This is a genomic window from Streptococcus didelphis DSM 15616, from assembly GCF_000380005.1.
GTDB classification, from domain to species: domain Bacteria; phylum Bacillota; class Bacilli; order Lactobacillales; family Streptococcaceae; genus Streptococcus; species Streptococcus didelphis.
This window is the reverse complement of record NZ_KB904188.1, coordinates 790643-810067: the sequence shown is the minus strand read 5'-3', so window position 1 is coordinate 810067 and position 19425 is coordinate 790643. Positions and strand designations below refer to the sequence as shown.

Here is a 19425-nt window from a genome sequence, read left to right as displayed (position 1 = left end):
CGCATTTATGCCAAACGCAAGACAGATGTTGAAACTGTTTTTGGTCGGATGAAGGGTATTTTTGGCGTACGCCGGGTTCATGTTAGGGGCGAGCAAGCTGTCCAAACAGAGTTAGGTTTCCTCTTCATGAGCATGAATTTAACCAAATTGGCCAAATTACTGGTGGGAAAGACTGCTAAAAAGAAGACAAGCACAAGTGAGAAGCCTTATCCTCAACGATTAAGGATGAGATGTCGCTTGTGCTTGTTTTTTGAGCTAGTTTTTGCCCAGCCCCTTTGCTTCTTTACATTTACTAATTTGGTCTTAGTCTGATTGCTAATTTATCATTATTTTTAATAAAAACCCTTTCATTAGCTATTTCCTATCTTTTTATTTTATTTTGTGTTAAACTAGTTGAGTTGTTAATTAAAACGACAGAACTATACAGGCTTATAAGGCAGCTTCGCACTGCTTTTTTAGAAAAGAGAAACATTTGAAATTTACAGAATTTAACTTATCAGAAGACATCCAATCAGCTGTAGTAACAGCAGGTTTTGAGAAAGCGTCTCCTATTCAGGAAATGACTATTCCTTTAGCTTTAGAAGGTAAGGATGTCATTGGTCAGGCACAAACTGGTACTGGCAAAACAGCAGCATTTGGTTTACCAACCTTGAATAAGATTCGTACCAATGAAAATATTATTCAAGCACTTGTCATTGCCCCAACTCGTGAACTAGCTGTTCAGAGTCAGGAAGAACTCTTCCGTTTTGGTCGTAATAAAGGTGTTAAGGTTCGCTCAGTTTATGGTGGATCAAGTATTGACAAACAAATTAAGGCTCTTAAATCAGGAGCACATATTGTTGTTGGAACACCAGGTCGTCTTTTAGACCTTATTAAACGTAAAGCATTAAAACTAGAACAAGTAGAAACACTTATTCTAGACGAAGCTGATGAAATGCTCAATATGGGATTCTTAGAAGATATCGAAGCTATTATTAGCCGTGTGCCTTCTGAACGTCAAACCCTATTATTCTCAGCGACTATGCCAGCTCCAATCAAACAAATTGGTGTTAAGTTCATGAAGAACCCAGAGCATGTCCAAATTAAAAATAAAGAATTAACCAATGTTAATGTTGAACAATTTTATGTTCTTGTGAAAGAACAAGAAAAATTTGACACCATGACTCGTCTTATGGATGTTGATCAGCCAGAATTATCTATTGTATTTGGCCGTACTAAACGTCGTGTTGATGAAATTACCAGAGGACTTAAGCTACGTGGCTTCCGTGCAGAGGGTATCCATGGAGATTTAGATCAAAACAAACGTTTACGTGTTATTCGTGACTTTAAAGGTGATCAAATTGATATTTTAGTAGCAACTGATGTGGCTGCTCGTGGTCTGGATATTTCAGGTGTGACTCACGTCTATAACTATGATATCACACAGGATCCAGAAAGTTATGTTCACCGTATCGGTCGTACTGGCCGTGCTGGTAAAACAGGTGAATCAATTACGTTTGTTTCTCCAAATGAAATGGGTTACCTTTCAATGATTGAGAACCTAACTAAGAAACAAATGAAACCTTTAAAACCTGCAACTGCTGATGAAGCTTTCCAAGCTAAGAAAAAAGTTGCCCTTAAAAAGATTGAACGTGATTTCGCTGATGAAAGTATTCGTTCAAACTTTGATAAGTTTAAGGGTGATGCTGTTCAATTAGCTTCTGAGTTCACTCCTGAAGAATTAGCCTTATATATTTTAAGTTTAACAGTCCAAGACCCAGCTGATCTACCTGAAGTTGAAATTGCTCGTGAGAAACCATTACCATTTAAATATGTTGGTGGGGGACACGGTAACAAAAATGGCAAAGGTGGCAGAAGCAGAGATAACCGTAACCGTGGAGGTCGTGAAGGTGATCGCCGTGGTGGTGGATACCGTGGAAAACGTGATGATCGTCGTGGTAAAGATAAACGTGATGAAAAATCTGGTTCTAAAGACTTCAAACGCAAACCTAAGCGTAGTGCAAGTGAACTTTTTGGTAAAGATAAGAAATCTGGTAAAAAAGATTCAGGTTTTGTTATCCGTCATAAAGGTGAATAATATCAAAAGAGTTGGAGATAACTTCAACTCTTTTTTTCACCATTTTATCTATATTTTGTTATAATGGTTTCAGCCATTTTTGGTATTTTTAATGAAAAACAGGAGGAAGATTGGGATGTCTAATGCCAATCATCCAGCTTTTGATAAAGCAACAAAAGCCGGATTTATTATTGCTCTAGGAATTGTTTATGGTGATATTGGAACAAGTCCTCTTTATACCATGCAATCATTGGTTGAAAACCAAGGGGGCATCAGCCAGGTATCAGAGGCATTTATAATTGGCTCTGTTTCCTTAATTTTCTGGACCTTAACACTTATCACATCCATAAAATATGTTTGGATTGCTCTAAAAGCAGATAACCACCATGAAGGTGGTATATTTTCTTTATACACCTTAGTAAGAAAGATGTCTAGATGGCTGATAGTACCTGCTATGATAGGAGGTGCGACTCTCTTATCTGATGGAGCTTTAACCCCAGCAGTTACAGTAACATCAGCCATCGAAGGCTTAAAAGCAGTCCCAGGTATTAACTATATTTATGAAAACCAAACCAATGTTATCATTACCACCTTGATGATACTTTTAATTCTGTTTAGTATCCAGCGCTTTGGTACAAGTTTAATAGGTAAGTTATTTGGACCGGTTATGCTTTTTTGGTTTGGTTTTCTTGGCTTAAGTGGACTTTTTAACAGTATGGATCATTTAGCTATTTTTAAGGCCATTAATCCTTATTATGCTATTCATTTATTAATTAGTCCAGAAAATCACAGGGGAATTTTTATTCTGGGATCAATCTTTTTGGCAACTACAGGTGCTGAAGCTCTCTATTCTGATCTAGGCCATGTTGGTCGAGGTAATATTTACATGAGCTGGCCCTTTGTCAAAATTTGTATCTTCTTATCTTATTGTGGACAAGGAGCCTGGATATTAGCCAATAAAAATAGTGGTACAGAACTCAATCCATTTTTTGCTAGTATTCCAGAAAACCTAAGAGTTTACGCCGTTATCTTGGCAACCTTAGCAGCTATTATTGCTTCTCAGGCCCTAATTACAGGTTCATTTACCTTAGTTGCTGAAGCTATGCGTCTAAAACTATTTCCCCTCTTTAGGGTAACCTATCCAGGACAAAATTTAGGACAACTCTATATTCCTGTTATTAATTGGATGCTTTTTGTGATAACTTCTTGTACCGTCCTTTATTTCCAAAGCTCAGAACACATGGAAGCAGCTTATGGGCTTGCTATTACAATTACCATGCTGATGACTACAATCTTATTAAATTACTTCCTTATTAAAAAAGGCATGCGCTCGATCTTAGCACATATTGTGATGGCCTTTTTTGCCCTTATCGAATTTGTCTTTTTCTGGGCTTCCGCTGTAAAATTCTTACACGGTGGTTATGTAGTGGTTATTATCGCTCTTACAATTTTATCATTGATGTTTATATGGCATAAAGGAACAAAAATTGTCTTTAAATATGTTAAATCGCTTAACCTACTTGATTATAGACAACAAATTAAAGCCTTGCGAGATGATACCTCGATTGATTTATATCAAACAAATGTCGTTTATTTAACCAACCGTGTACAGGGAAATATGATCGATAAATCTATTTTATACTCTATTTTGGATAAAAGACCAAAACGGGCTAAGGTATACTGGTTTGTAAATGTTAAGGTAACAGATGAACCCTATACAGCTAAATATAAGGTTGATATGATGGGAACTGATTATATGGTTAAGGTAGAACTTCATCTAGGATTTAGGATGCCACAAACTGTACCACGTTATCTCAGAACAATCGTCCAAGACCTAATGGAAAGCGGGCGTTTACCTAAACAAGTCCAAGAATATTCCATTTCACCTGGACGAGAGGTTGGTGACTTTAGATTTGTTATTATTGAAGAACGCGTCTCTCAAGCTAGACAATTAACTGGTTTTGAACGCTTTATTATGCAGACTAAGGCAAGTATCAAGCATTTTACAGCAACACCATCTCGCTGGTTTGGTTTACAATATTCGGAAGTTAAGGTAGAATTTGTCCCCTTGATTTTATCAGATATTCTAAAATTACCAATTAAAGAGATTGTTCCAGTATCAGACGAAAATTAAAACATTGAGATTTTATTTCTCAATGTTTTTTTCTTGGATATGTGATGCGATATAAGCTAGCTTTTGGGATCTGCTATAACGTTTTTTGAATAAAGCCTCGGCACTCATTGCCTCTTTTTTACTATCAAAGCATTCAGAGTAGATAAGTTTTACAGGTAATCGTGCGCGTGTGTATTTAGCACCTTTTCCTGAATTGTGAGTAGTGACACGCTTTTTTAAATCTACTGTATAGCCTGTGTATAGACTTTTATCAGCACATTCCAAGACATACATATAAGCCTTATCTGACATCTTTTAACCCTTTTTTCACTAGAATAAATAAATATTGACAAAGAAGAATCAAAAGGTAGAACCCTAGCCACACAAGAATGGTTAGCATTCGACTGTTAAAGGTTTGCAGACTAGCTGTTCCATCAGTTTCTCTGAACCACAAAAAGAGCCCAACTAAAATAAAGAAGATTAAAAGGAGAAGATTAGTCAACCAAAATATTTTTTTCATAACCATTATTTCCTACCTTTCTAGTGGGGAAAGTAGAGTTTTTTGATAGTATCAGTATAGTCACCATTATCCTTATGAACCACTAATGGTGGTAAAATTTTCATGCCATCAATAGATCCATCTTTAATAGCTTCAATTAATAGCATATTAGCATCCTTACCCATTTTAGGATAGACAAACTGAATGCGCTTAGGTGCCAGGCCGTTTGCTCTTAGACAATCTAGAATCTCAATAAAACGATCAGGTCTATGAACCATGGCTAGACGGCCATTTGATTTAAGAGTGTGGCGAGCAACCTGGCAAATTTCTTGGAGGTTTGTAGTGATTTCATGTCTGGCTAATAAATAATATTCAGATATATTCTTCTTCGAACTTTGACTCGATTTAAAGTAAGGTGGATTACATAACATTAAGTCAACCCCAGAACGTGGAACATAGTTTAAAAGGTTTTTGAGATCATCACAGACCATCTTTACTTGATCCTGCAGATTATTTAATAGAATGGATCGCTGGGCCATATTGGCTAGTCTCGCTTGAATTTCAACTTCTAGAATGCTTGCCTTGGTTTTTTTACTTACAAAAAGCCCAACAGCACCATTGCCAGAACATAAATCAACAATAAGTCCCTTTGATGGTATCTGAGGAAAACGCGAGAGTAAGACACTATCAATCGAATAGCTGAAAACTTCCTTGTTTTGAATAATCTTAACATCATTTGAATAGAGCTGGTCAATGCGTTCCCCGGCTTGTAATAAATTTTGTGTCATAAGCTTATTATAGCAGAAATAACAGAAGAGGGAAAACCTATTAGGAATAAAGGATGATGCTGATCTAGAACTAAAGGGAAAAATTAAGACTTTCTAATTAAATCATTTCATGGTAAAATAAAATGAATAAAATAGTAAGGGAGAGCCATGTGTTTTACGCTTATTTACGTGGTTTAGTTGTTTTCTTATTATGGGTAGTTAATGGTAATTCTCACTACCATAATAAGAATAGAATATTACCAGCCACAGAAAATTATATCTTAGTAGCCCCTCATAGAACCTTCTGGGATCCTGTTTATATAGCTTTTGCAGCTAGACCTAAACAGTTTGTATTTATGGCCAAAAAAGAACTTTTTCAAAATCGATTATTAGCCTGGTGGATAAAAATGTGTGGTGCTTTTCCAATTGATAGAGAAAAACCAAGCCCAGAGGCTATTAGATATCCTGTCAATGTGTTGAAAAAGAAAAACCGATCCTTACTCATGTTTCCAAGTGGAAGTCGGCATTCCCAAGACCTCAAAGGAGGAGTAGCTGTGATTGCTAAGATGTCTAAGGTCAAGATTCTTCCAGCAACTTATCTAGGTCCTGTAAGTTTAAAAGGCTTGATAAGGGGAGAACGTATAGACATGAATTTTGGAAATCCTATTGATGTTTCTGATATTAAACGAATGAACAATCAAGGGATTGAAGAGGTTGCAAGTCGTATTCAAACAGCATTTACAGACTTAGATCAAGAGATAGCAAGCTATCAATCAGGGAAAAAATTAAATCCCCTCACTTATAGTTACCGCATTCCCTTGGGTTTGATTTTAATTATCGTTTTAATTTTGACCTGTTTATTTAGCTATTTAGCAAGCTTTGTCTGGGATCCTGATAAACATAGAAAGTAAAAGTTCATCTTTGAGATGGCTTTTTTTATTTTTGGTTTTTATTTTTCGGATTAAATAAGTGAGGTGAAAAATGTTATTAAATTATTTATCTAGAATCAAAGATTATTTATCCCAAAATTATATTTTAAGTCGGATACTTACGCTTTTATTAGCTTTGGGGATTATTGTGTTACTATTTGTTTTCATCTGGGGTGGGCAGGCTAATAAAGATAAAGAAGTTTCTCTTCCTCTAGCTGTGGAAAAAGAGGATAAAACAGTATTAGCAAGCAATCAAAATGAAGATAATAAAAATCATAAAAATCAAGTAGCTGAAAAAATACTGGTAGATCTTAAAGGGGCCGTCCAAAAAGAAGGTGTTTATCACTTAAAGCCAGGTAGCAGAGTTACAGACCTTATCCAAGAAGCTGGGGGATTAACTGAAGAAGCAGATAGAAATGCCATTAATCTTGCTCAAAAATTAAAAGATGAAGAAGTTATCTATATTGCAAAAAAAGGAGAAAATCCACAAGGAGTGGCCTCATCTTCTAAAGCAACTATAAGTAAAACAGGAAATCCTAGTCAGCCTGATAATAAAAAGGTTAATCTTAATAATGCCAGTCTAGAAGAATTAACTAAAATTCCAGGTATCGGAGAAAAGCGTGCAAAAGAAATTATTGAAAATCGTGATAAGTTGGGAGGCTTTAAAAGCTTAGATGATCTATTGGCAATCTCTGGGATTGGTCAAAAGACCTTAGATAAACTAAAAGATGATGTCGAAGTTGATTAGCTTTGTACCTATTACCCTTAGTCAATTAGCTTATCTTCTTGTTTTGGTATTTTATTCTGTTTTTAGCCCATCACTACCAATCTTTATTATTGATTTCATAATCCTTGTTAGACTATTGATAGGATATGACTTTAGAAAATTAAAGCAACTTTTTTGTATAGTAGCTTGTTTTTTAGTCTATTTTTCCTTATTAAAGGTAAAACAAGAAAAAGACTTTCATCATCAGGCTAGTACTTTAACTAGAGTAATCTTAGTACCTGATACAAGTACTATAAACGGGACTAGCCTTAGCTTTCTTGCTAAACATAAAGATAAAGACTATATGGTATTTTATCAGTTAAAGAATAAAAAAGAGTCAGATTTCTTTAGAAATAATACTAATTTTTTAGAAATAGAAGCTGATATTAGTTTAACAAAGGCTGAACAAAGAAGGAATTTTAATGGATTTGACTATCGGAACTTTTTAAAATATCAAGGTATCTATCGCATTGGCAACATCAACAAAATAGATAAAGTTACTATTAAAAAAGCAGATAATCTACTAGCATTAATATCTCAGTTAAGACGACAAGCTATTGTGTGGTGTCAAAAAAACTTCCCCCAACCAATGTCGCATTATATGACAGGACTACTTTTTGGTTATTTGGATAAGTCATTTGGTCAAATGACAGACCTCTATAGTCAATTAGGTATCATTCATCTTTTTGCCTTGTCTGGGATGCAGGTAGGCTTCTTTTTGAATTATTTTAGAAGGATTCTTATTTATAGCGGTCTTCCTCAAGAGTTTATTCCTTATTGTGAAGGTATTTTTTCTTTATTCTATGCAGGTATGACAGGCTATAGTATTTCAGTTATTAGAAGTTTGTTACAAAGGAATTTAGCTAATTTAGGTCTAAAAGCTCCAAATAATTTTGCTATTAGTCTTATTTGTATGTTTTTTATTAATCCTTATTTTCTTTTATCTATAGGAGGTGTCTTATCCTTCACCTATGCTTTTATTCTTTCTATACTTAATTATAATGATTTAAAGGCTGGTAAAAAAATAATAGTGGAAAGCTTAACACTTTCTCTTGCTATTCTTCCAATTTTACTTTTCTTTTTCTCAACCTTTAATCCAGCAGCCATTCTGTTAACAGCTATTTTTTCTTTTTTATTTGATGTTCTCATACTTCCCTTACTTTCTTTGGTTTTTATGATCTCTCCTCTTGTAAAACTAGGATTCTTCAATAAAATCTTTATAATCATGGAGAGTCTCATTCATTTTATTGGCCACTATCTATCTCGTCCGATTATATTTGGAAAACCTTCTCTACTTTTAGTTATCGTTTTGATAATTCTTTTAGCTATAACTTATGATTACCGGAAAAATAAAAAGATAGTTATACCCTTACTTTTTCTTACTACACTTTTATTTTATTTACCAAGAATAGCTTTGACTAATGAAGTTACAATTCTTGATGTCGGACAAGGAGATAGTATTTTTATTCGCGATCTTTATAACAGAACAATTCTCATTGATGTGGGAGGAAAGCATTATCACCAAGGGAAACAGGTCTGGCAGAAAAGACATATTATCAAAAATGCTCAAAGAACACTAATTCCCTATTTAAAATCACAAGGAATAGTCAAGATAGATCATCTCATACTTACCCATACAGATACTGATCATGTAGGAGATATGGAAGAGGTAATAGAAACTTTCAAAGTAAAAGAAATATTAATTAGTCAAGGTAGTCTTTCCAATCAGAAATTTGTAAAACGTCTCAATAAAATGGCAATCAAAACTAAGACCATCACTTGTGACTATCAGTTACCTATTATGGATTCTCACTTGCAAGTGCTTTATCCATGGAAAAAAGGTGATGGCAAGAATAATGATTCTCTAGTCCTTTATGGTAAACTCTTAAATAAACGTTTTTTATTCACAGGAGATTTAGAAAGTGATGGGGAAAAAGCTATTCTTGAAAAATATCCTAACTTAAAAGTTGACATCTTAAAAGTCGGCCACCATGGATCAAAAACCTCTTCAAGCCAAGCATTTCTTGAACAAATTACTCCAAAGCTTAGTCTCATCTCTGCAGGAAAAGATAATCCTTTTAAACATCCACACAAGGAAACTTTAGAAAGATTGAAAAAAGTAAAGACTAAGATTTATCGAACAGATCAAGATGGAGCTATACGTTTAAAAGGCTGGTCAAAATGGCAAATTGAAAAGAGTCACTCTAACTAGTAAAAAGTTCCTAAAGCAGATTGGAGAATAAGGTGGTATAATAGAGTTATGATTGCAATTGAAAAAATTGATAAGGTAAATAAAACACATTTAGCAGCTATAAGTCTAATAACTGGTGAAGATATTGGTCAATATAGTCAACTTAAAGAAGAATTCTTGAAAAAAATTGATTTTAATAAAGAAGACCTAGCTTACTCATATTTTGATATGTCTGAAAGTTCTTATCAAGATGTAGAAATGGACTTACTTAGTCTCCCTTTTTTTACCGACTATAAGATTGTTATTTTGGACCATCTACTAGATATTACTACTAATAAAAAAAATTATCTCAAGGACAATGAACTGAAAGCCTTTGAAGCTTATTTAGAAAATCCTCAAGAATCCACTAAATTAGTTATTTTTGCTCCAGGTAAACTAGATGGTAAAAGAAGAATTGCAAAACTATTAAAACGAGACGCAGATGTCTTAGAAGCTAGTCTTCTTAAAGAAAGAGATTTGCGTGCTTATTTTGATAGTTATAGCAAAAAGCTGGGATTGGCCTTTGACAGTGGAGTTTTTGATAAATTAGTCCTAAAATCTAATGCAGATTTTAGTCAGATGCTGATTAACCTTAATTTTTTAAAATCTTATAGGGGTCAAGGGACGGTTACTTTAACAGATATAGATGAGGCTATTCCTAAAACACTACAAGATAATATTTTTGACTTGACACGTTTTGTTTTACAAAAAGATATGGTAATGGCTCATGATCTAATTCATGACTTAATTCTATCTGGTGAGGATGAGATAAAGTTAATTGCTATTATGATAGGACAATTTCGACTTTACTTACAAATTGCGATTCTTACAAAAGAAGGTAAAAATGAACAACAAATAGTGATGGCCTTATCTGATTTATTAGGAAGAAAGATAAACCCTTATCAGGTTAAATATGCTATTAAAGACTCTACTAATTTAAGCCCTTCTTTTTTAAAATACAGCATAAAAACCCTTATTGAGACTGATTATCAGATAAAAAGTGGCCAATATGACAAGTCCTATCTCTTTGATTTAGCTATCTTGAAAATCCTTAATTTCTGATGATAACAGTGCTTTCAAGGCCTTATTTTTAGACAGTCAAAATAGTTGAAAGCTCTAATCATTTGCGTTACTATAGACTTAGAAATATAGGAAAAGAGGACAGAAATATGACTATTATTTTACCAGAACTTCCCTACGCATATGATGCATTAGAGCCACAATTTGATAAAGAAACAATGACTCTCCACCATGATAAACATCATGCAACTTATGTAGCAAATGCTAACGCTGCCTTGGAAAAGCATCCAGAAATCGGAGAAAATCTTGAAGAACTCTTGGCAGATGTTGAAAGTATTCCTTCAGATATTCGTCAAGCCTTAATTAATAATGGTGGTGGACACCTTAATCACGCTCTTTTCTGGCAATTATTGTCTCCTGAAAAGACTGAACCTACAGATGATGTAGCACATGCTATTGATGAAGCCTTTGGTTCATTTGAAGACTTCAAAGAAAAATTCACTGCCGCAGCAACTGGACGTTTTGGTTCAGGTTGGGCATGGCTAGTAGTTGGTCAAAATGGTAAATTAGAAATTATGTCTACTGCTAATCAAGACACTCCTATTTCAGAAGGTAAAAAACCAATTTTAGCATTGGATGTTTGGGAACATGCTTATTATTTAAATTATCGAAATGTACGCCCTAACTATATTAAAGCCTTCTTTGAAATTATTAACTGGAATAAGGTTGCAGAACTTTACCAAAAAGCACAAGCTTAGTCTAAGCCTCTTTATAGGCTTTAATGAATGATAACATTTAAACTTTAATAGAGAAGATAAATTGAACGATGTTTACAAACTCACTTGTGAGGAGAAAACAAAACTTCAATAAGGTCTTCTCTTTTTATATGTTAGAGTTCTATTTTTCACACTCTAAAGAGATTAAAAATATCAAAAATATAACCTTTGTAATATAAATGAAATCTTTTTGTCTATAAAATGACATATTTCCTTGATTTTTTATTAAATTAATATAAAATATAATTAATAGGAGAGATGACGTGATGCGAGAAAGAGACCCTCAGAAAGAAAAACTGTATAAATTGCTCATTTTTGTTAGTAGTATCTTGTGTTTGCTACTAGTGATAAATTTTATCACCATAAAAAGTAAAGGTCATAAAAATAAAAATCGAAATGTAGCAAAATCAGAATTATATAATAAAAAAAGAAAGGTTAAACCTCAATTAAAAGAAAAATCTAAAGCTGATAAAGAAGCACTTATGGCTGAAGATTTGGAAGAAATGAGTGCTCTAGGTTTATATTATGATTATGCCAACCTTAATTTAGTAGAAACTGTTAAGGCTTATTTGAAGGAATATGGTATTGAAGAGAGACAAATTGCTTTTTCTTATAAGGATCTTACATCAGGAAAAACCTATTCTATGAATGAAACACAGGCTATGACTGCAGGTAGTACTTATAAGTTACCCTTAAACATGTTGGTGGTAGATGAAGTTGAAAAAGGAAACCTATCTCTTAAAGAGCGTTTTGATATCAGAGAGACTACCTATGAGTATGATATGGAACATAAGGCTTATGTAGCACAGTTTCAAGGGGCTATGACTATTCCAGAAATGCAAGAATATTCTCTTCTTTACTCTGAAAATACACCTGCATATGCCTTGGCAGAGCGTCTAGGGGGTCTTGATAAAGCATTTGAAAGTTTAAATCGTTATGGAGAGTCAAGAGCTGACATCAAGACTATTCAACGAGAAGGAAATAAAACAACAAGTGATTATTATATTAAAGTGTTAGACTATTTATGGAAACATAGAGAAAAATATAAAGATTTACTTTACTATATTGGGGAATCTTTTCCTAACGAATATTACAAGACCTTTTTACCAGAATTAAAAATTTACCAAAAACCTGGGTATGTCAATGAAGCTTTAAATGTAGATGCCATTGTATGTGAAGAAAGTCCCTACTTGATTGCTCTTTATACAGCAAATTTGGGTGGAACCACTGAAAGTTCTAGTGAGATTAGTGGTGTCGGATATAATCAATTAGTTGCCTTAACCTATGTCATCAATCAATGGCACCGGGTTAACCATAATAGATAAAAAAATAAGCTTAAGACCTTAGATAAGACTCTCTAGATAGTCAATACTTAACTATCTTCAAGAGGAATCTAAAGTTTATGCTTATTTTTTACTATTCTTGCGACCTTATTTAACAAACATGGCGTCGCCAAAACTGAAGAAACGGTATTTTTCATCTACAGCATGCTTATATGCTTCAAGAACAAATTCACGACCTGCAAATGCAGAAACCAGCATTACTAGGGTTGATTTTGGTAAGTGAAAGTTAGTTGAAAAAGCATCAACCACCTTAAACTCATAGCCAGGTTTGATGAAGATGTTGGTCCAACCAGAATCAGCTTGAATGTTGCCCTTAAACTTATTACCAATGGTTTCTAGTGTTCGAATAGATGTTGTTCCGACAGCAATAATCCTAGCACCTGACTCTTTAACCTCTTGTAGTTTATTGGCGGCTTCCTCAGATAGGGTATAAAATTCAGAGTGCATTTCATGTTCATCAAGATTATCCACTGAAACAGGTCTAAAGGTACCTAGACCAACATGGAGTGTTAGATAAACTAAGTGTACACCCTTAGCTTGAATTTTAGCCAGTAATTCTTGGGTAAAATGGAGACCGGCTGTAGGTGCAGCAGCAGAACCATTTTCCTTGGCATAGACAGTTTGGTAGCGCTCTGAATCTTCTAATTTTTCATGAATGTATGGTGGCAGAGGCATTTCTCCCAGACTTTCTAGAACTTCTAAGAAAATCCCCTCATAGGTAAATTCGACGATACGTCCCCCATGTTCTAGTTCTTTGATTATTGTAGCTTTTAAACGTCCATCTCCAAAACTTATTTGGCTTCCAATTTTTAACCGTTTGGCAGGTTTTGCCAATACTTCCCATTGATCAGCTTCTGTATTTTTTAAGAGTAAGAGTTCAACTCGGCCATGTGTGTCAAGCTTTTCTCCATAGAGGCGTGCTGGTAAAACCCTTGTATTATTCATGACCAAAGCATCTCCAGGATTTAAGCAATCAATGATATCATCAAAGTGGCCGTCTGTCATTTCCTTTTTGTGATGATCGATAATTAAAAGCTTAGAACTATCTCTTTTTTCAAGAGGGGTTTGGGCAATTAGTTCTTCAGGCAAGTCAAAATCAAAGTCCTTAGTATTCATCTTTACTCCTTATCTTTTCAAAACATTTCAGTAGCCATAGCTATCTCAAATGACATCTAAACCATTATACCACTTGATAAGTCTTGAGTCATTAGAATTATTTTTAGTGAGAAAGTGGACTTGACAAAAATTGGTATATACCATATAATATAATTATAAAGGTCTATACCAATAAAGGAGAGAATTATGAAAGTTATTCGTGTACAAAATCAGGTTGAAGGTGGAGAAATTGCATTTACTCTATTAAAGGAAAGTCTTACTAAAGGAGCTAAAACCCTTGGTCTAGCAACTGGTAGTACACCGATTACTTTTTATCAAGAAATAGTAAACAGTAAGCTTGATTTTTCTGATATCACCAGTATTAATTTAGATGAATATGTAGCGTTACCTATCGAAAATCCTCAAAGTTATGACTTCTTTATGAAGGAACATTTATTTAATCATAAAAAATTTAAGAAGAATTACCTACCTAATGGGTTAGCAAAAGATTTAGATAAAGAAATAGCAGCTTACAATCAGATAATTGCAGAGAATCCAATTGATTTTCAAATTCTGGGTATTGGAAGAAATGGTCATATTGGTTTTAATGAACCTGGTACTTCATTTGATATGAAAACACATTTAGTGGATTTAGAAAAATCTACTATCGAAGCTAATAGCCGATTTTTTGCCAGCATTGATGATGTTCCTAACCAGGCTATTTCGATGGGTATTGCTTCTATCATGGAATCAAAGATGATTGTATTGTTAGCATTTGGCAAAGAAAAAGCTGCTGCTATTAAGGGCATGATTACTGGTCCTGTAACAGAAGACCTACCAGCAAGTATTCTGCAAAAACATGATAATGTGGTTGTCATTGTTGATAATGAAGCTGCTTCTGAATTAGAATAAAAAGGATTATTATCTGCTAGGTTTTTCAGAACTTGGCAGATATTTTTATTAGAAACTTATTGTGATAAACTAGTAATATGAGATTAGATAAATTATTAGAAAAAGCTAAAGTAGGTTCTCGTTCAGAGGTTAAGAAGTTATTAAAAACAAAGAAAGTTTTGGTCGATGGTGTACCTGTTATAAATGGTTCCCAGAATGTTGATACAGGTCTTCAAAAGATAGTGGTCCATCAAAAGCACATTAACCTCTTTAGTGAGGTCTACTATATTCTTAACAAACCTAGTGGCTTTGTAACAGCGCGGTCTGATGCCCAACATAAAACAGTACTTGATTTACTTGCTCCAGAAGATAAGGTAGAAGGACTTTACCCAGTTGGTCGTCTAGATCGTGATACAGAGGGCCTACTCTTGTTGACCAATAATGGTCCCTTAGGCTTTAGCATGCTTCATCCTAAGCAACATGTTGAAAAAACATATTATGTGGAAGTTAATGGTTTTTTAGCTTCAGATGCGCCAGCTTTCTTTTCAAGTGGTATTGTATTTTTAGACGGGACAAGATGTCGACCAGCTCAATTAAATATTATTGAAGCTAGTCCTGAGCTTTCTAGAGCTACCTTACATATTACTGAAGGAAAATTTCATCAGGTGAAAAAAATGTTCCTTAGTTATGGACTAAAAGTTATTTATTTACAAAGAATTTCTTTTGGAGACTTTAATTTAGGTTCATTAGAGCTGGGATCTTACAGGCAATTAACAGAAGAAGAAAAGGCTTATTTAAAGGCTTTCATGGTTTCAGAGAATATCTAATTATTCAAAACTTAAAAAAGCATTCATTTTTCTTGCTAAAGGTTAAAAGTGTCTATATACTTACAAGGTATGATTTTACAAGGAGATAATTATGAACAATAAATTGTCAATGAGAATAGCAATATTATCTATTTCTTTATTTCTCATGTCGCACTTGGCATTAGCACCAGCTATTCCCAAATTATATGCCCTTTATCATGGGGAAAATCCAAATATTGGCTTAGCTTCTGTTGAAAGTATTATTACCATGCCAGCCATGATGATTACGATTTTTATCCTACTAAGTAATCTTGTGGTAACTCGAATAGGGAAAAAGAAGACCGTTCAGCTAGGACTTATTCTGATTTTACTATCAGGTATTATTTCATTTTTCACCACTAATTTTACCCTTGTTATTTTATGTCGCCTTTTGCTTGGAATTGGGATTGGGCTTTATAATTCGCTATCAATAAGTTTAATTAGTGATTATTATGATGGTTTAGACCGTTCTAGTATGATAGGTTATCGCAATGCAACACTGAATATTGGTAAGGCTTTGACAACTTTTTTAGTAGGTCTTATGGCATTAATTGGTGTCCGTTATGCTTATTTAGTTTACTTGCTAGTCATTCCTGTTTATCTATTGTTTAGTAAATATGTCCCAGAGGACAAAGGTAGAGGCTTATCTTCTAAAGGTAAGGCGATTTTTGATAAGGAACTTCTCTACCTGATGGCTATTACATTTTTTGTAGGTATCAGTTATATTGGTGCCACAATTAAGATTCCTAGTCTTCTAGTGAGCAAGTATCACTATTCTAGCTTTTTGGCAAGCAACATTTTAACAGTCTTAGCTTTTAGTGGTATTTTAATTGGACTTGTCTTTGGCCTATTGACCAAATATTTTAAAGAAAAGACACTTCTTTTAATGACCCTATTAATGGGAATCGGGAATATCTTATTTATATTTTCTCAGTCACCCTTTCTTTTTATCATCGGAGCTATTTTGATTGGAGCTAGTTTTGTGGGCACTATGTCATCTGTTTTTGATTATATTTCTCGACATTATAATAAAGAAGAAAACAACTTTGTCACAGGATTAGCTATTTTTGCAGGCAATATTGGTGTCATTATAACTCCCTTAGTGCTAACAAAAGTACCAGCATACTTCCATTTTGATTTATATATTAGCCCATTTTATATCACCAGTGGTCTCATTTTACTCAATCTTATTCTTAGTCAGCTCTTAAAAAAGAATAAAATCAATTAAAAGTTATCAAAAGATAGCTTTTTTTCGGATATTTTATATAGAGAGTATAGTTATATAAAGGAGAGCAGATGTTAACAGCACTTACTGAGGATAAGAGCCTTATTAGTCTGGTGGATGAAATACCTCCCGCTCAGATTTTTAGGTGTCCGGCTTGTTATTCGAGATTACGTTTAAAAAAAGGCAAGATTGTAAGGCCTCATTTTGCCCATTTAAGTGCAAAAAATTGTTCCTTTGCCTCAGAAAATGAATCAATAGAGCATTTATCTTTAAAAGCAAAATTATATAGTAGTTTAGTTAGAAGTGAAAAAGTTGAGATAGAAAAATTTTTACCAGCTATACAACAAATAGCAGATTTATTGGTTAATGACTCTTTAGTGCTTGAAATCCAGTGTAGCAGCCTATCCATAGAAAGATTAAAGGAAAGAACGCAGGCCTATAAAGATAAACATTTACAAGTAAGATGGCTTTTAGGAGAAAAGCTCTGGCTGAAAAAGAAATTAAAAGAGCTACAAAAGCAACTTCTCAATTTTAGCTGGCAGATAGGTTTTCATCTATGGGAACTTGATTTAGCCAAAAATGAGATAAGATTAAAGTACCTGATACATGAAAACTTATTTGGGGAAGTGACCTATCTATGTCAAGCAGTTTCACTTGATGATAATTTAAGTAGCTTTTTTTCCTTACCCTATCAAAAATTAGAGGGAAAACAAGTAACTTGTCAAACAGATCAAAAACTCTTAAGTAAGATTAAAAAGGCCCTACAAAGAAAGGATAAAAAGTGGCTTTCTTATCAGGAAAAGCTATATTTACAAGGTGATAATTTATTAAATCACAGTTTAGATTTCTATTTTCCTCAAATTCAACCTGTAAAATCTTCAATTGGATTTTGTCAAATTGAGGCTAACCTAAATCTCTATTATCTTTCCTTCAAGAAATATTATAAAAAATTGAGTAATAAAACATCACAAACACTTTATCCGCCATTCTTTTATGTTAAAATATGGGAGAATAGATTTTAGGAGGAATATATGACAGATAATAGAGAACAATTAGAAGAAAAATACACTTGGGATTTAACTAGTATATTTGACACGGATGAAAAATGGGAAGCTGAAGTAGAGGCTATAGCTTTAGAACTTGAAAAGGCTCGACAATTGGCTGGACATTTGTTGGAATCAAGTTCTAGCTTACTTGAGATTACTGAGTTAGAACTGGATTTATCACGTCGTATTGAAACAGCCTATGTTTATGCTCATATGAAAAACGACCAGGATACAAGGGTTGCAAAGTATCAAGAATATCAGTCGAAAGCATCTGTTTTATATGCTAAATTCAGTGAGATTTTTTCTTTTTATGAACCTGAGTTTATGGCCTTAGATGAAAAAACTTATCAGGAGTACATGGCACAAGAGCCTAAGCTTGAGCTTTATAGTCATTATTTTGACAGACTTTTAAAAGGCAAACAACATGTCCTCTCACAAGCAGAAGAAGAGCTTTTAGCTGGAGCACAAGAAATTTTCAATTCAGCAGAAGAAACTTTTGGAATCCTGGATAATGCTGATATTGTTTTTCCAATAGTAAAAGATGATAAAGGCCAAGAAGTTGAAATAACACATGGCAATTTTATTAGCTTAATGGAATCTACGGATCGTTCAGTTCGCCAAGCAGCCTATGAAGCTATGTATAGCACCTATGAGCAATTTCAGCATACCTATGCTAAGACATTACAGACAAATGTTAAAGTGCAAAATTATAAGGCTCGGGTACATCATTATGATTCAGCACGTCAAGCTGCTATGTCTTCTAATTTTATACCTGAAACTGTTTATGATAGTTTATTAGCATCTGTTAATAAACATCTACCATTGTTGCATCGTTACCTAAAATTACGACAAAAGGTTTTAGGCTTAGAAGAGCTAAAAATGTATGATATCTATACACCTCTATCTCAAGCAGATATGTCTATTACTTATGATCAGGCTATAGAAAAGGCAGAAGAAGTTTTATCAGTCTTTGGTGAAGAATATTCTAGATATGTCCATAAAGCATTTACAGAACGTTGGATTGATGTTCATGTTAATAAGGGAAAACGTTCAGGAGCTTACTCTGGAGGGTCTTATGATACTAATGCCTTTATGCTACTAAATTGGCAAGATAATCTTGATAATTTATATACCTTGGTACATGAGACAGGCCATAGTTTACATTCAACATTTACTCGTCAAACTCAGCCATTTGTTTATGGAGATTATAGTATTTTCCTTGCTGAAATTGCCTCTACTACAAATGAAAATATATTAACAGAAGCCTTATTAAAAGAAGTAAAAGACGACAAAGAACGCTTTGCTATTTTAAATAATTATTTAGATGGCTTTAGAGGATCTGTTTTCCGTCAAACACAATTTGCTGAATTTGAACATGCTATTCATCAGGCAGATCAAAAAGGTGAGGTTTTAACAAGTCAGTTTTTGAATTCTCTTTATGCAGACTTAAATGAAAAATACTATGGACTTGCAAAAGAAGATAACCACTTTATCCAGTATGAGTGGGCTCGTATTCCACATTTCTATTATAATTACTATGTTTACCAATATTCAACAGGTTTTGCAGCAGCAAGTTTCTTGGCAAATAAGGTAGTTCATGGGACTCAAGAAGATATTAATGATTACTTAACTTATTTAAAAGCTGGGAATTCAGATTATCCTTTGGAGGTTATTGCTAAGGCAGGTGTTGATATGACAAGTCATGAGTATTTGGATCAAGCCTTTGCAATCTTTGAAGAAAGATTAACTGAACTAGAAGAGCTAGTTGACAAGGGTGTTCATCTCTAATAAAAAGATAGTTTCGGCTATCTTTTTTGCTAGATG

At 33.8% G+C, this 19425-nt stretch carries 18 protein-coding genes; 14 read left to right on the top strand and 4 right to left on the bottom strand.

Annotated features, from left to right (window positions below; genetic code table 11):
- From A3GU_RS0104015 to A3GU_RS0104005, 3 genes are all read left to right on the top strand, one after another.
- Window positions 1-312 (top strand): transposase (locus A3GU_RS0104015; protein ID WP_026216438.1); only part of this gene is annotated, 312 nt, incomplete at its 5' end.
- Between the two features lie 160 nt (window positions 313-472).
- Window positions 473-2077 (top strand): degradosome RNA helicase CshA, encoded by a 1605-nt coding sequence (cshA, locus tag A3GU_RS0104010; protein ID WP_018366261.1) that lies wholly within the window; start codon window positions 473-475, stop codon window positions 2075-2077.
- Between the two features lie 115 nt (window positions 2078-2192).
- On the top strand, window positions 2193-4190 hold the full coding sequence (locus A3GU_RS0104005) for a KUP/HAK/KT family potassium transporter (protein ID WP_018366260.1): 1998 nt from the start codon (window positions 2193-2195) through the stop codon (window positions 4188-4190).
- Window positions 4191-4202: 12 nt separating this feature from the next.
- Here A3GU_RS0104005 and A3GU_RS0104000 read toward each other — a convergent pair whose 3' ends face one another.
- From A3GU_RS0104000 to A3GU_RS0103990, 3 genes are read right to left on the bottom strand one after another with little or no spacing between them, the layout of a single operon-like run.
- Window positions 4203-4481 (bottom strand): GIY-YIG nuclease family protein, encoded by a 279-nt coding sequence (locus A3GU_RS0104000; protein ID WP_018366259.1) that lies wholly within the window; start codon window positions 4479-4481, stop codon window positions 4203-4205.
- Window positions 4471-4689, bottom strand: coding sequence for a DUF3923 family protein (locus A3GU_RS0103995; protein ID WP_169333482.1), 219 nt, complete (start codon window positions 4687-4689; stop codon window positions 4471-4473). The genes A3GU_RS0104000 and A3GU_RS0103995 overlap by 11 nt, the downstream gene beginning before the upstream one ends.
- A gap of 20 nt (window positions 4690-4709) precedes the next feature.
- On the bottom strand, window positions 4710-5456 hold the full coding sequence (locus A3GU_RS0103990; RefSeq protein ID WP_018366257.1) for a tRNA1(Val) (adenine(37)-N6)-methyltransferase: 747 nt from the start codon (window positions 5454-5456) through the stop codon (window positions 4710-4712).
- 149 nt (window positions 5457-5605) lie between these two features.
- Between A3GU_RS0103990 and A3GU_RS0103985 the strand changes: the two genes are divergently transcribed.
- The 6 genes from A3GU_RS0103985 to A3GU_RS0103960 all read left to right on the top strand — a co-directional run bounded on the left by A3GU_RS0103985 (window position 5606) and on the right by A3GU_RS0103960 (window position 12481).
- Window positions 5606-6346 (top strand): lysophospholipid acyltransferase family protein, encoded by a 741-nt coding sequence (locus A3GU_RS0103985; RefSeq protein ID WP_018366256.1) that lies wholly within the window; start codon window positions 5606-5608, stop codon window positions 6344-6346.
- A gap of 70 nt (window positions 6347-6416) precedes the next feature.
- Window positions 6417-7112: a helix-hairpin-helix domain-containing protein gene (locus A3GU_RS0103980; RefSeq protein WP_018366255.1), complete on the top strand. Its 696-nt coding sequence runs from the start codon at window positions 6417-6419 to the stop codon at window positions 7110-7112.
- Complete coding sequence (locus A3GU_RS0103975) at window positions 7105-9342, top strand: DNA internalization-related competence protein ComEC/Rec2 (protein ID WP_018366254.1); 2238 nt, start codon at window positions 7105-7107, stop codon at window positions 9340-9342. The genes A3GU_RS0103980 and A3GU_RS0103975 overlap by 8 nt, the downstream gene beginning before the upstream one ends.
- A 48-nt stretch (window positions 9343-9390) precedes the next feature.
- Complete coding sequence (gene holA, locus A3GU_RS0103970; protein WP_018366253.1) at window positions 9391-10422, top strand: DNA polymerase III subunit delta; 1032 nt, start codon at window positions 9391-9393, stop codon at window positions 10420-10422.
- Between the two features lie 107 nt (window positions 10423-10529).
- Window positions 10530-11138: a superoxide dismutase SodA gene (gene sodA / locus A3GU_RS0103965; protein ID WP_018366252.1), complete on the top strand. Its 609-nt coding sequence runs from the start codon at window positions 10530-10532 to the stop codon at window positions 11136-11138.
- A 284-nt stretch (window positions 11139-11422) separates the two neighbouring features.
- Complete coding sequence (locus tag A3GU_RS0103960) at window positions 11423-12481, top strand: serine hydrolase (RefSeq protein ID WP_018366251.1); 1059 nt, start codon at window positions 11423-11425, stop codon at window positions 12479-12481.
- A 105-nt stretch (window positions 12482-12586) separates the two neighbouring features.
- Here A3GU_RS0103960 and queA read toward each other — a convergent pair whose 3' ends face one another.
- Window positions 12587-13615: a tRNA preQ1(34) S-adenosylmethionine ribosyltransferase-isomerase QueA gene (queA, locus tag A3GU_RS0103955; protein ID WP_018366250.1), complete on the bottom strand. Its 1029-nt coding sequence runs from the start codon at window positions 13613-13615 to the stop codon at window positions 12587-12589.
- 186 nt (window positions 13616-13801) lie between these two features.
- On the opposite strand from queA, the gene nagB reads away from it, so the two are divergent.
- From nagB to pepF, 5 genes are all read left to right on the top strand, one after another.
- A complete protein-coding gene (nagB, locus tag A3GU_RS0103950; protein ID WP_018366249.1) occupies window positions 13802-14506 on the top strand; it encodes a glucosamine-6-phosphate deaminase in 705 nt (234 codons plus the stop codon).
- 77 nt (window positions 14507-14583) lie between these two features.
- Complete coding sequence (locus A3GU_RS0103945; protein ID WP_018366248.1) at window positions 14584-15312, top strand: 16S rRNA pseudouridine(516) synthase; 729 nt, start codon at window positions 14584-14586, stop codon at window positions 15310-15312.
- Between the two features lie 91 nt (window positions 15313-15403).
- A complete protein-coding gene (locus A3GU_RS0103940; RefSeq protein ID WP_018366247.1) occupies window positions 15404-16558 on the top strand; it encodes an MFS transporter in 1155 nt (384 codons plus the stop codon).
- Between the two features lie 68 nt (window positions 16559-16626).
- Entirely contained in the window at window positions 16627-17577 is a 951-nt protein-coding gene (locus A3GU_RS0103935) for a competence protein CoiA (protein ID WP_018366246.1), read from the top strand.
- A 9-nt stretch (window positions 17578-17586) separates the two neighbouring features.
- Window positions 17587-19389 carry an oligoendopeptidase F gene (gene pepF / locus A3GU_RS0103930; RefSeq protein ID WP_018366245.1) on the top strand — a complete coding sequence of 601 codons (1803 nt, stop codon included), beginning with the start codon at window positions 17587-17589 and terminating at the stop codon, window positions 19387-19389.
- Window positions 19390-19425: the final 36 nt, after the last annotated feature.